At 63.2% G+C, this 12,981-nt stretch carries 12 protein-coding genes; 2 read left to right on the plus strand and 10 right to left on the minus strand.

Annotation, left to right across the window (positions count from 1 at the left end; genetic code table 11):
• Positions 1–66 precede the first annotated feature (66 nt).
• The 3 genes from edd to zwf form a co-directional block, all read right to left on the minus strand.
• Complete coding sequence (edd, locus tag CK227_RS31875) at positions 67–1,890, minus strand: phosphogluconate dehydratase (RefSeq protein WP_095775483.1); 1,824 nt, start codon at positions 1,888–1,890, stop codon at positions 67–69.
• 70 nt (positions 1,891–1,960) lie between these two features.
• Positions 1,961–2,677, minus strand: coding sequence for a 6-phosphogluconolactonase (gene pgl / locus CK227_RS31880; RefSeq protein ID WP_095775484.1), 717 nt, complete (start codon positions 2,675–2,677; stop codon positions 1,961–1,963).
• Positions 2,659–4,131 carry a glucose-6-phosphate dehydrogenase gene (zwf, locus tag CK227_RS31885; RefSeq protein ID WP_095775485.1) on the minus strand — a complete coding sequence of 491 codons (1,473 nt, stop codon included), beginning with the start codon at positions 4,129–4,131 and terminating at the stop codon, positions 2,659–2,661. Before zwf ends, pgl begins: the two co-directional genes overlap by 19 nt.
• A gap of 308 nt (positions 4,132–4,439) precedes the next feature.
• Between zwf and CK227_RS31890 the strand changes: the two genes are divergently transcribed.
• Positions 4,440–5,186 carry an SDR family oxidoreductase gene (locus CK227_RS31890; protein WP_095775486.1) on the plus strand — a complete coding sequence of 249 codons (747 nt, stop codon included), beginning with the start codon at positions 4,440–4,442 and terminating at the stop codon, positions 5,184–5,186.
• A 102-nt stretch (positions 5,187–5,288) separates the two neighbouring features.
• On the opposite strand, the gene CK227_RS31895 is transcribed toward CK227_RS31890, so the two are convergent.
• The 4 genes from CK227_RS31895 to CK227_RS31910 form a co-directional block, all read right to left on the minus strand.
• Positions 5,289–6,164 (minus strand): SH3 domain-containing protein, encoded by an 876-nt coding sequence (locus CK227_RS31895; RefSeq protein ID WP_179296551.1) that lies wholly within the window; start codon positions 6,162–6,164, stop codon positions 5,289–5,291.
• Between the two features lie 358 nt (positions 6,165–6,522).
• Complete coding sequence (locus tag CK227_RS31900; protein WP_095775554.1) at positions 6,523–7,809, minus strand: FAD-binding oxidoreductase; 1,287 nt, start codon at positions 7,807–7,809, stop codon at positions 6,523–6,525.
• A 97-nt stretch (positions 7,810–7,906) separates the two neighbouring features.
• Positions 7,907–8,272 carry a four helix bundle protein gene (locus CK227_RS31905; protein WP_095775488.1) on the minus strand — a complete coding sequence of 122 codons (366 nt, stop codon included), beginning with the start codon at positions 8,270–8,272 and terminating at the stop codon, positions 7,907–7,909.
• Positions 8,273–8,316: 44 nt separating this feature from the next.
• On the minus strand, positions 8,317–9,753 hold the full coding sequence (locus CK227_RS31910) for a glutamine synthetase family protein (RefSeq protein WP_179296552.1): 1,437 nt from the start codon (positions 9,751–9,753) through the stop codon (positions 8,317–8,319).
• A gap of 143 nt (positions 9,754–9,896) precedes the next feature.
• On the opposite strand from CK227_RS31910, the gene CK227_RS31915 reads away from it, so the two are divergent.
• Positions 9,897–10,613 carry an HAD family hydrolase gene (locus tag CK227_RS31915; protein WP_095775489.1) on the plus strand — a complete coding sequence of 239 codons (717 nt, stop codon included), beginning with the start codon at positions 9,897–9,899 and terminating at the stop codon, positions 10,611–10,613.
• A gap of 89 nt (positions 10,614–10,702) precedes the next feature.
• Here the strand turns inward: CK227_RS31915 and CK227_RS31920 are convergent, their stop codons facing one another.
• From CK227_RS31920 to aceA, 3 genes are all read right to left on the minus strand, one after another.
• Complete coding sequence (locus CK227_RS31920) at positions 10,703–11,146, minus strand: response regulator (protein WP_095775490.1); 444 nt, start codon at positions 11,144–11,146, stop codon at positions 10,703–10,705.
• 241 nt (positions 11,147–11,387) lie between these two features.
• Entirely contained in the window at positions 11,388–11,630 is a 243-nt protein-coding gene (locus tag CK227_RS31930) for a hypothetical protein (protein WP_006202762.1), read from the minus strand.
• Between the two features lie 55 nt (positions 11,631–11,685).
• A complete protein-coding gene (gene aceA / locus CK227_RS31935) occupies positions 11,686–12,975 on the minus strand; it encodes an isocitrate lyase (protein ID WP_095775492.1) in 1,290 nt (429 codons plus the stop codon).
• Positions 12,976–12,981 lie beyond the last annotated feature (6 nt).

The raw sequence follows: 12,981 nt of genomic DNA on the forward strand, positions 1-12,981 counted from the left end.
GATCGCATGGATAATGTAAAAAGGGCGGCCACGAGCCGCCCTTTTTCATGGATGAGACGGATCACGTCAGGCCGTTCCGAAAGCGCTGGCGCCATGGTCGGCGCGGCCCACCAGCTGCCGGAAGCCGGCGAACAGCTCGCGGCCGAAGCCGAACTCGTTGCCGATGAGATCGGCTTCAGCGGTGCGGCGCAACGCGAACTCGGTCCCCGGCACCAGCACTTCCAGCGTGCCGGCATCGGCGTCGAGACGGATGATGTCGCCTTCATGGATCCGGGCGATCGGCCCGTCCTCGACGGCTTCCGGCGTCACATGGATCGCCGCCGGCACCTTGCCGGAAGCGCCCGACATGCGCCCGTCGGTGACCAGCGCCACGCGCTGGCCGCGATCCTGCAGGATGCCGAGCACTGTGGTCAGTTTGTGCAGTTCCGGCATGCCGTTGGCCTTCGGGCCCTGGAAGCGGATGACGGCGATGAAATCGCCGGTGAGCGTGCCGGCCTTGAACGCGTCGTTCAGGCCCTGCTGGCTGTCGAACACCTTGGCCGGCGCCTCGATGATGCGCCGTTCCGGCTTTACGGCGGAGGTCTTGATGACGGCGTGGCCGAGATTGCCCGCCAGCACCTTCAGGCCGCCGGTCGGCTGGAACGCCTTGTGGAACGGCGCCAGCACCTTTTCGTCGCCGCTGGCTTGCGGCGAGGCCTCGCGCACCACCGAGCCATCGGCGCCGAGCTTGGCCTCGACCGCGTAGGGTCGCAGGCCTTCGCCCCACACCGTCTGCACATCCTCGTGCAGCACGCCCTCGTCGAGCAGTTCGCGGATCAGGAAGCCGAGCCCGCCGGCGGCATGGAAATGGTTCACGTCGGCAAGCCCGTTCGGATAGACGCGGGCCAGAAGCGGCACGGCTTCCGACAGGTCGGAAATATCCTGCCAGGTCAGCGCGATGCCGGCCGCGGCTGCCATGGCAATCAGGTGGATGGTGTGGTTGGTCGAGCCGCCGGTGGCATGCAGGCCGACGACGCCGTTGACGATCGACCGCTCGTCGATCATCCGCCCGACCGGCGTATAGGCATTGCCGAGCGCGGTGATGGCCAGCGCCCGCTTCGTCGCCTCGCGGGTCAGCGCATCACGCAACGGCGTGCCGGGATTGACGAAGGAGGCGCCGGGCGTGTGCAGGCCCATGATCTCCATCAGCATCTGGTTGGAATTCGCCGTGCCGTAGAAAGTGCAGGTGCCCGGCCCATGGTAGGACTTGGACTCGGCTTCCAGCAGTTCGGCGCGTCCTGCCTTGCCCTCGGCATAGAGCTGGCGGACCTTGGCCTTCTCGTCATTGGGCAGCCCGGTCGTCATCGGTCCGGCCGGGATGAACACCGCCGGCAGATGGCCGAAGGTCAGCGCCGCGATCACCAGTCCCGGTACGATCTTGTCGCAGACGCCGAGAAAGACAGCGGCGTCGAACATGTTGTGCGACAGGCCGACCGCCGCCGACATGGCGATCACGTCGCGCGAAAACAGCGACAATTCCATGCCGGGCTGGCCCTGCGTGACGCCATCGCACATCGCCGGCACGCCGCCGGCCACCTGGGCGATGCCGCCGGCCTCGCGCGCGGCCTCCTTGATCAGGGCAGGGAAGGTCTCGAAGGGCTGATGCGCCGACAGCATGTCGTTGTAGGAGGTGATGATGCCGAGATTGGGCACCTTGTCGGCGCCGAGCGCCAGCTTTTCCGAGGGGCTGCACACCGCAAAGCCGTGGGCGAGGTTGCCGCAGGACAGCACCGACCGGTTGGCGGTCTGGTTCGACGCTTCGGCGATACGGCCGAGATAACGTTCGCGGCCCGCCTTCGAACGTTGGCGGATGCGCTCCGTGATGGCTTCGATGTCGCTTCTTGCGGTCATGGCGGTCGGTCCTTTCAGGCGAGGTCCCGGAAACATCCTCCCGCCGTTGCCGGGACCACTAAATCTAAAATCAGGGCGCCCAGAAAACCTCTACGGGCCTGGGAGCGGCGTCGAGCACGGCGCGGATCGGCTTTCGCGGCCCGGGCGCGACCGCGCCGTCGAAGGCGGTGCGCTTGTCCTCGCCCTCTATGTGCAGCGCGATGAAGCCGGCATCGATGATGCGCGCCAGCGTCAGGGTCAGCCGCGGCTCGCCCGCACTGGCCGCGTGGACCGGCAGGATGATCCTGTCCGAGGCTGGGTCGAGCAGCTTGGCCAGATCGTCGGCATCGGGAAAGAACGAGGCGGTGTGGCCGTCCGGCCCCATGCCGAGCACCACGACATCGAGCGGCCAGGGCAGGGAGCGCAGTGCGGCATCGTCGGATGCCGCCGCATCCTCGATGCCCGATGCCTCATGGTAGAGCGGCACGAAGCGCGCCGCCTTGGCAGAGTTCTGCAAGAGATTGGCGGCCACCAGCCCGGCATTGGAGCGCGGCGAGGAGGCCGGCACGAAACGCTCGTCGACCAGCGTCACGATCACCTTGTCCCAGGCGATCGGCATCGCCGAAAGGGCGGCAAAGAATTTTGCCGGCGTCGTGCCGCCGGAGACGGCCAGCACTGCGGTGCCGCGCTCGCCGATCGCCCTGGTCAGCCGATCGGCGACGCGGCCGGCCAGCACCGCGGCCAGGTGCGGGCGGTCGGGGAAAGCGTTCCAGTTGTAGCTGGCGCCGTTCAATTGCTCTCGTGCCATGTCCGCCCGTCACGTTCGATCAGCGCTATCGAGGCCGACGGCCCCCATGTGCCCGCCGTATAGCCCTGTGCTTCCTGCTTGGCGCCTTCCCAGGCATTCTGGATCGGGTCGATCCATTTCCACGCCGCCTCGACCTCGTCGCGGCGCATGAACAGCGTCTGGTTGCCGCGGATGACGTCCATGATCAGCCTTTCATAGGCATCGGGCGCGCGGCCGTCGAAGGACTGCGCGAAGCTCATGTCGAGGGAGATTTGGCGCAGCCGCATGCCGCCCGGGCCTGGATCCTTGATCATGATGAACTGCTTGACGCCTTCGTCCGGCTGCAGGCGGATGACCAGCTGGTTGGCGAAGATCGGTCCGGCACCGCTGTCACCGAAGATCGAATGCGGGATCGGTTTGAATTCGATGACGATTTCCGAAACCCGGGTCGCCAGCCGCTTGCCGGTCCTGAGGTAGAACGGAACGCCAGCCCAGCGCCATGTGCCGATCTCGGCCTTGATGGCGACGAAGGTTTCGGTGTTGCTGTCCTTGCCGAGCTCCTCGACATAGCCCTTCACCGGTCCGCCGGCCGATGCACCGGCGCGGTACTGGCCGCGCACCGTGTGCTTCGGCGCCTCGTTGCCGTTGATGCGCTTCAGCGCCCGCAGCACCTTGAGCTTCTCGTCGCGCACGGCGTCGGCGTCCATCGATGACGGCGCCTCCATGGCGACGAGGCAGAGCAGCTGCAGCATGTGGTTCTGCACCATGTCGCGCAGCGCGCCGGCCTTGTCGTAATAGGTGACGCGGTCTTCCAGGCCGACGGTCTCGGCCACGGTGATCTGCACGTGGTCGATATGGGCGGAGTTCCACAGCGGCTCGTAGAGCGCGTTGGCAAAGCGCAGCGCCATCAGGTTCTGCACCGTCTCCTTGCCGAGATAATGGTCGATGCGGAAGATCTGGCTTTCGTGGAAGTCGTCGCCGACCAGATCGTTGAGCGCCTGCGCCGAGGCAAGGTCGCGGCCGATCGGCTTCTCCAGCACGATGCGCGAATTCGGCGTGATCAGCTTGTGCTCTTTGAGCTTGTGCGAGATATCGCCGAACAGCGCCGGCGCAACGGCCAGATAGAAGGCGCGGATGCTCTCGCTCTCGCCGATCGCCTTCTTGAGCTTGTCAAAGCCGGCGCCATTTGTGGCATCGGCGGAGACATAGGAAAGCCGCGCCAGGAAGGTCTTCAATTCCTTGGCGTCGATATCGGCCGGCTTGACGTGGTCGGAGATCGCCTGGCTGGCGAAAGCGCGGAATTCCTCGTCGCTCATTTTCGAGCGCGATGTGCCGATGATGCGTGTCGGCTCGGAGAATTGATGGTCGCGCTGGCGATAATAGAGCGACGGCAGAAGCTTGCGTTCCGACAGGTCGCCGGTGCCGCCGAAAATGATGAAGTCGAAAGGGTCGACGGGAATGATCTGGCTGGTCATGGTCTGTCCGCTTTGACGCCGGTCGCGAGTACGCGGCTGATATATTCTAATCGATTTAAATTTTCCAGTGCCATGGTGTCACATCGAGGACCAATCGCTGGTTATTGATTGGGTCCACATGTGCGCTTGACACTGGCGCTTGCCGGAGGCTTGTCGGTGAACGAAGACTCCGGAAGCTTTCGCAGTTGCAGCATAGAACGTGAATGTGACGAAAGCTAAGGGAGAAATGGCGCCTTGTCTGTCGCGGCATGGGCCGCGCCGGTCAGCGGCCTTATGGTTCCAGGAAGACATCGATGAGCGGGAAAAGCATGCGTCTGGAAAACAAGGTTGCCATCATCACCGGCGCGGCATCCGGCTTCGGCGAAGGCATGGCCAAGCGCTTCGCGCAGGAGGGCGCCAGGGTCGTTGTCGCCGACCTCAACGCCAAGGGGGCGGAGCGCGTCGCCGGCGAGATAGGCGAGGCGGCGATCTGGACGCAGACCGATGTCTCGCTGCGCTCCGAATTCGACGAGATGGTCTATGCCGCCAAGAGCGCCTTCGGCCGCATCGACATCATGGTCAACAATGCCGGTTACACCCACCGCAACGGCGACATGCTGAAGATCGACGAGGAAACCTTCGACCTCATCACCGCTGTCAACATGAAGGCGATCTATCACGCGGCTCTTGCCGTGGTGCCGATCATGGAGCGGCAAGGTGGCGGCGTCATCCTGACCACGGCCTCCACCGCTGGCCTCAGGCCACGGCCCGGCCTCACCTGGTACAATGCCTCGAAAGGTTGGGCGATCACCGCCACCAAGTCGATGGCGGTGGAACTCGCGCCGAAGAACATTCGCGTCAATTGCCTCTGCCCGGTCGCCGGCGAAACCGGCATGCTGGAGAAGTTCATGGGCGCCGACACGCCCGAGATTCGCCAGACTTTCCGCGCCTCGATCCCGCTCGGCCGGCTTTCGACCCCACTCGATATCGCCAATGCCGCACTCTGGCTGGCATCGGACGAAGCCGCCTTCATCACCGGCGTAGCGCTGGAGGTCGATGGCGGCCGTTGCATCTGAAGCGCATCGTCATCGTGGCGCCGGTCGGTTCGACAGTGCCCGCGACTTCGAGTTTGACTTGTACCGGCAACGTACGGCCTCAGCCGCAAATGCGCCGGTACATCAGCCGCCGGTCTTGATGTAGCTCTTGTAGACCCAGCCTGTCTTGCCGTTGTAGACGATCTGACACCATTGCTTGCAGTTCATCACCTGCACCGAGGTTCTTGCCGGCACGGTGACGATGGCGGCTGCGTTCTTCTTCGGGCCGCTGCGCATGGTCACCGGTCTCAGGATTCGCCCGTTGCCGGCCGCCGCCACCTTTTGTGGCTTGGCCTTGGCCTTGCTGCCATCATCACTCGCCGTCGGCTGCTGTTCGGGCGCCTGTGGCTGCACTTCAGGGATCGCGGCGGTCTTGGCTCCATCCGGATTACTGCTTGCCGCTGGCGCGGGCGCGGCAACCTTGGCAAGTTCGCTGGCGGCATCGGTATCGGTCGCCGGTGGCGCGAATGCCGCCGCGACAGCCGGCTTGACCGGCGTCGGCTTAGCCTGATTGGCCGCTTGGCTGGAGGCAGCCGCCTGATCGGGTGCCGCCGAAGCGACCTTCGGCTGCACTCCCATCCAGCGGGGATCATTGGCCGCCAGTGCTTGTATGTTTGGTCTCGCCGCCGCCATCGTCGGCGAGACCTGATCGGACTTGCGGGCGGGCTGCGGCACGGTCGCCGCGGCCACCGTGGTTCCGGCGGGGACGATCTTCGTCGTTTTCACCGGAATGGCCGGAATACTCTGTTCCTGGCTGGCAGCTGCCTGCCGCTCGCTCGTCGGCAATGCCAGCCAGAGCGCCACCGCGGCCACGCCGAGCAGCGCGGCGGTGCCCACCGCGGCAATCACCAGATGCGAGTTCGAACGGACTCCCTGCCAGAAGGACGGCCGCATGTCGTATCCAAACTGCATGGCAAAGCGCCGACGTTCCGGAGCACCGAAACTGAAGGGCTCTCTCACTCTCGCCACCTCCATAAGCGGGCCGATGTTCTTTCGATCATTGCCGCAAGTCCGGCGTCTGATCGGCATCGGTCCCAAAAATCAACACGGGCAAGCCCGCAGCAATCCCCGAATAGTCGCCCAGAAGCGCGAACCTTTCGCCCCCGATTGTGGCATCAGTACGCCGTTATAAAGGATTCTGCGCCTTTGCCGCCATTTCCGCAATGTGTCGCAAGGGCAATGAATATTACAATATTACATCAGATCGTGATGGCGATTGGACCGAGCACGAGGCGCGTCGCGTCGAAACGGGTCCATGCGACTCACTTCAGGCCTGTATGGTTTCCCCTAACCGGGGGCACTTTTGGCCAATATGCCCCTAGATCCGGTCGCGCAGCGCGAACCAGTTGAGCGCCAGGAAAAGCAGCGGCGTGCGGAAACGGCGGCCGCCGGGAAATGGCGGAATTTTCAGATCCTCGATCAGTTTCAGCCGGTCGCGATTGCCGGCGACGGTCTCGGCATAGAGCTTGCCGAAGAAGTTCGACAGCATGACACCGTGGCCGGAATAGCCGCCGGCCGAGATCACATTGGGCATCACTTCGCGCACGAATGGTTTCCTCGGCACGGTGATGCCGACATAGCCGCCCCAGCCATGGGTGATCTCGATATCTTTCAGCGCCGGATAGAGCTCTACGATCTGGCGGCGAATGTGGATGTGGATATCCTTCGGGTCGTTGACGCCATAGACCTCGCGTCCGCCGAACAGCAACCGGCCGTCCCTCGATTTGCGGAAATAGCGCACCACGAAGCGCGAATCATCGACGGACTCACCGCCGGGCAGCACTTTCGAATCCGCCCCCAAAGGGACGGTCGCACCGATGAAGGAGCCGATCGGCATGATGTGCGCGGCACTTACCGGTTCGAGCGTGCCGCCATAGGCGTTGACCGCGATCAGGCATTTCTGCGCCGTCACGGTACCTCTTGGCGTGGAAACCCTGACCTTGCCGCCAGCGGAAACGATGCCGGTCGACGGCGTCCCTTCGAACAGCCGCGCGCCGGCCTGCTCAGCCACCCGCGCCGTGCCGATCACCAGCTTCATCGGATGGATATGGCCGGTGCCGGTGTCGCGCGTGCCGCCGAAATAGGCGGTCGAGCCGAGCCGCTCCGCCGTCTCCTTCGCATCCATGAAGGAGATGTACGGATAGGAGAAACGGCCGGCCATGATCTCGGCATGCGCCTTGTAGTCGTCGACATGGCGCGGCTTGTGCGCCACCGAGAGCTGGCCCGGCATGTAGTCGATATCGACCTGGTTGGCGGCGGCGAATTCGATGAGATGCGCCTTCGCCTCTTCGGCGAGATCGAACAGCGCCTTGGCGCGGGACAGGCCGTATTCGGCCTCCAGATCTTCTGCCCAGGCGCGCTGGCCGGTGCCGAGCTGGCCTCCGTTGCGGCCCGATGCGCCGTCACCGAAGCGATGCGATTCGATGAGCACCACATCTGCTCCGGCCTTCGCCAGGTGAACCGCCGCTGACAGGCCGGTGAACCCGCCACCGACAACGACGACATCGCATTTTCGGTCGCCGTCGAGCGCTGGATACTCAGGCCGAGGCCCGGCCGTGTCCTCATACCAGGAGCGGCCGGGAGAAATGGGGGATTGATAGGGCATGGTGCTCACAGGGCAGTAGGGCAGTAGGGCAGTAGGGCAGTAGGGCAGTAGGGCAGTAGGGCAGTAGGGCAGTAGGGCAGTAGGGCAGTAGGTTGAACTATTCAGGGGACAATTTGCGGATCAGAAGCCGCAAGAGCGTTCCCACGCTCTCACTCCGGTTCATCAATGGTTCGGTTGCCTGATGGGAGGTGATTCCGACACGCTGTGCGATCAGCAGATGGGTCTCCAACTCTTTGAGAGATCCCTGCGCAATCCTGAGAAATTGCTGGTAGGAAGCTCGGCTTTCTCGCCCATAACCCTCGGCGATGTTAGCTGGCACGGAAGTGGCTGCCCTGCGTAACTGAGCTGTCAATCCATAGACCTCTTCTTTCGGCCAGGCTCTTGTCGCTTCGTAGATTGATACAGCCAGGTCCATTGCCTGCTGCCAGACGATCAAATCTCTGTATGATTCGATCTTCGCCATCGTCTGCCACCCCTACTGCCCTACTGCCTTACTCCCCTATTCCCCTAAACATTCAGCAACAGATACTCCCGCTCCCACGGGCTGATCACTTCCATGAAGGTCTCGAATTCCGCCCGCTTGATCGCCGCATAGGTGGCGGCGAAGGATTTGCCCAGCAACGCGCAGAGTTCCTCGTCGCCCTCGAACAGGTCGACGGCTTCGAGCAGGCTGCGCGGCAGGTCGATCTCGTCCGCGTTGGCGGTCGTCAGCACCGGCGGCTCGGCCTTGACCTTCCTGGTGATGCCGATCAGCCCGCAGGCTAGCGAAGCCGCCAGCGCCAGGTAGGGATTGGCATCGGAGGACGGGATGCGGTTTTCGACACGCCGCGCCGCCGGATCCGAACGCGGCACGCGGAACGCCGTGGTGCGGTTGTCATAGCCCCATTTGTTGTTGACCGGAGCCGAGGCAGCCTGCGTCAGCCGCCGGTAGGAATTGACATAGGGCGCGAACATCACCAGCGCGTTCGGCACGTGTTTCTGCATGCCGCCGATGAAATGGAAGAACGCCTCGGTCTCCGAGCCGTCCTCGGCCGAAAAAATGTTCTTGCCGGTCTTCTTGTCGATGATCGACTGGTGGATATGCATGGCCGAACCCGGCTGGCCCTGGATCGGCTTGGCCATGAAGGTGGCGTAGATCTCGTGCTTGAGCGCGGCTTCACGGATGGTGCGCTTGAACATGAACACCTGGTCGGCGAGCTCGATCGGGTCGCCGTGGCGCAGATTGATCTCGAGCTGGCCGGCGCCCTCTTCATGGATGAGCGTGTCGATTTCCAGGCCCTGGCTTTCGGAGAAGTGGTAGATGTCGTCGATCAGTTCGTCGAACTCGTTGACGCCGGCGATCGAATAGCCGGCGCCGCCGCCGATCGCACGGCCCGAGCGACCGACGGGCGGGGTGAGCGGATAGTCCGGGTCCGGATTCTTGCGCACCAGGTAGAACTCGATCTCGGGCGCCACCACCGGCCTCAGCCCGAGCTTGTCATAGGCGGCAAGCACGCGCTTCAGCACATTGCGCGGCGTGAATTCGACCGAGCGGCCGTCCTGGTGGACGAGGTCGCAGATGACAGCGGCCGTCGGGTCTTCTTCCCAGGGCACCACTGTCAGCGTCGACAGGTCCGGCATCAGCTTGAGGTCGCCGTCGTCCTCAGGATAGTGGAAGCCGTTGCCGTCTTCAGGATAGCCGCCGGAAATCGTCGTCATGAAAACGGCCGAAGGCAGCGCCAGCGAGGTGTTGGAGGTGAATTTCTTCGACGGCATCATCTTGCCGCGGGCCACGCCCGCCTGATCAGGCGTGATGCATTCGATGTCCTCGATGCCGCGCCATTCCAGCCACTCGCTGACTTCCTTCCAGTTCTTCACACCACGCAGGTTTTTCACGAAGGCAGGCGTACGCGCTCGTCCTCCGCGGCTCGACGGACGGACTTCCTTTTTTGCAGGCGGCATCATTCACCAGATTGGGTTGCGGATTTCGGAGTATAGCCGTGCCCCACTGTTTAAGGGAAGGGGAGGTGCTGCCGGCATTCCTCGTGCCGGTTGAAAATCACGTCGGCCGGCCTAGGTTCGTACGGCTCGCAACCCGGAAGGCATCGATGCGAAACAACGACGAACTGACGACCATTGGCTTCGACGCAGACGACACGCTTTGGCAGAACGAACAGTTCTTCCGCATGACGGAGAAGCGTTTCGCCGCCATGCTTGCCGATCATGGCGAGGAGAACCAGATTTCGGCGCGATTGCTCGAGGCCGAGCGGCGCAACCTTGCCGTCTATGGCTTCGGCATCAAGGGGTTTACCCTGTCGATGATCGAAACGGCGATCGAGGTCACCGACGGGCGCGTACCGGCTTCGGTCATAGCGCAGATCCTCGAGGCTGGCCGCGAGATGCTGAGCCACCCGATCGAGGTCTTGCCGCATGTTCGCGAGACGGTGGAGAAACTTGCCGGCGCGTACCGCCTCGTGCTGATCACCAAGGGCGACCTCTTCGACCAGGAGCGCAAGCTGGCCGGGTCCGGCCTCGGCGACCTGTTCGACGCGGTCGAGATCGTCAGCGACAAGAATGCCGCGACCTATTCCCGCCTTTTCAGCCGCCACGGTGACGGTCCGGCAAAGAGCATGATGGTCGGCAATTCGCTGAAGTCGGACGTGGTGCCGGCCATCGAGGCCGGCGGCTGGGGTGTTCATGTGCCGCACGAACTCACCTGGGTGCTCGAGCATGTCGAGGTGCCGCTCGCCGAGCCGCGGTTTCGCCAGATATCGGACCTCGGGCAATTGCCCGAACTGGTCCAAACCATCACCGGAGGGAGTTGATCGCGCTTTGCACGTCGCCCAAAAGTGACCTCGGTTTTGGGAGAACGACATGCATGGAACAATGACCTGAAGCGCGTCAGGCGACGCCCTTAGCGGCTTATCAGGCGATCGATCACCGGTTGCAGCCGTTCAGGCGTGATCGGCTTGGCGACCACGACGTCAATCAAATTCGACAGGCCCAGGCTCTCCGGCGTACCGGTCTTGGTTGAAAGCAGGATCACGGGAGGAAACGATTTTCCCGAAGCCCGTCGCAACGTTTCGATGCCGGACATCAGGGTGTCGCAGTCCTTGTTGTCCGCGCCGCCATCCAGAACGATCACGCCTGGCACCAGTGTTCGCAAGGTCTTCGCCGCCATGTCGGGCGATTCCGAGATTGGCTTGAGCCCGGATCGCTCGACGATCTTCGACACCACCACGCGATTGATCGGCGATTTCCCGACAACAAGCACTTGCGAGGGACCGCGGATCGTCTCGGTGCTTGAATCCTGGGTCACCAGATTCGGATGTTTTGTGGTCTCGCCCTTGTTAGTCACTGGGCACTCAGGTCGGCCAAGAAACTCGCCCCTATTTCAATGCAGAGTTGAATCTGGTCGACAATTGGCGTGAGATCGCACCCCATGTCAAGTTGAAATAAAAGGCTTCCGAAAACGCCTCCTGCGACAGTGGAGTCAAGCAACAGTACTGTACTGCCCTGTCCACGGATCGGTTGCATAAAAATATAATTCACCTGCGCATACACTGCGCAGGTGAAGGGCCGGTTGCAACGATTTCCTGTCAGCCATGGCTCTGCTGTGTGACGATCACCGGGATCAGCAGGTCGCCCCAATTGCCGTCGCCGCCATGGTGCCTCGCCGAGCGCACCAGCTCCACCGAGACGCCGGCCTCGACTGCCTTCATCACCGACTGGTTGAGCCTGTGCAGATCGTTGGCCAGCATGCGGATCGTTGCCTGCTGGTCGACGCTCATCGTGGTCGATTGTTCTTCTGCCCGTTCCTTGACGCGGCTTATCGATGCCATTGGTCTTCTCCTGTGTCTGAAGCCCTGTTGGGCGTTCCCCGGTGTTTCTGATCCGCTATTCGGCGGCCGGCCTGAACTGTGCGTGCTCGGTCGATTCATGCATGGCGGTGGTCGACGATTTGCCGCCGGTGATTGCCATCGACACGGCGTCGAAATAGCCGGTGCCGACCTCGCGCTGATGCTTGGTCGCGGTGTAGCCATTGGCTTCCGCCGCGAATTCGGCTTCCTGCAACTCGGAATAGGCCGCCATCTGCCGTTCCTTGTAGCCACGCGCCAGTTCGAACATGCCATAGTTGAGCTGGTGGAAGCCGGCGAGCGTGATGAACTGGAACTTGTAGCCCATGGCGCCGAGTTCCCTCTGGAATTTGGCGATCGTCGCGTCGTCGAGATTCTTCCTCCAGTTGAACGAGGGCGAGCAATTGTAGGCGAGCAGCTTGCCCGGATGGTGCTTGCGCACGCCCTCGGCGAATTTTTTGGCCTGTGCGAGGTCCGGCTTCGAGGTCTCGCACCAGATCAGGTCCGCGTGAGGCGCATAGGCGACGGCCCGCGCGATGCAGGGCTCGATACCGTTCCTGACATGGTAGAAGCCTTCCACCGTGCGTCCGGCATCGTAGTCGACGAAGGGCTGGTCGCGCTCGTCGATGTCGGATGTCAGAAGCTTCGCGGCTTCGGCGTCGGTGCGTGCCACGACCAGGGTCGGCGTGCCCATCACATCCGCGGCCAGGCGCGCGGCGTTGAGGTTGCGGATATGCGCGGCAGTCGGGATCAGCACCTTGCCGCCGAGATGGCCGCACTTCTTTTCCGACGCCAGCTGGTCCTCGTAGTGGACGCCGGCGGCGCCCGCCTCGATGAACGCCTTCATGATCTCGAAGGCGTTGAGCGGCCCGCCGAAGCCGGCTTCGGCGTCGGCGACAATGGGCGCGAACCAGGTCTCGACCGAAAGCCCGTTGCCCTCCGAGGTCTCGATCTGGTCGGCACGCTGCAGCGTGCGGTTGATGCGCTTGACCAGCTCCGGCGCGGCATTGGCCGGATAGAGCGACTGGTCGGGATACATCGCCGAGGCGGTGTTGGCGTCGGCGGCGACCTGCCAGCCCGACAAATAGATCGCCTTCAGTCCGGCGCGGACCTGCTGCATCCCCTGGTTGCCGGACATGGCGCCGAGCGCGTTGACGAAATCCTCCTCGTGGATGAGCTTCCACAGCCGGTTGGCACCCATTTCGGCGAGACTCTGGCGGATCTGCACCGAGCCGCGCAGCCGCTTCACGTCCTCCGGCGAATAGGGACGTTCGATACCGTCGAAGCGACCTTCCGGCGCCGAGGGAACGAGATTGTAAAAATCGGTCATGAGTCA

Source organism: Mesorhizobium sp. WSM4308 (genome assembly GCF_002294905.1).
Classification (GTDB): domain Bacteria; phylum Pseudomonadota; class Alphaproteobacteria; order Rhizobiales; family Rhizobiaceae; genus Mesorhizobium.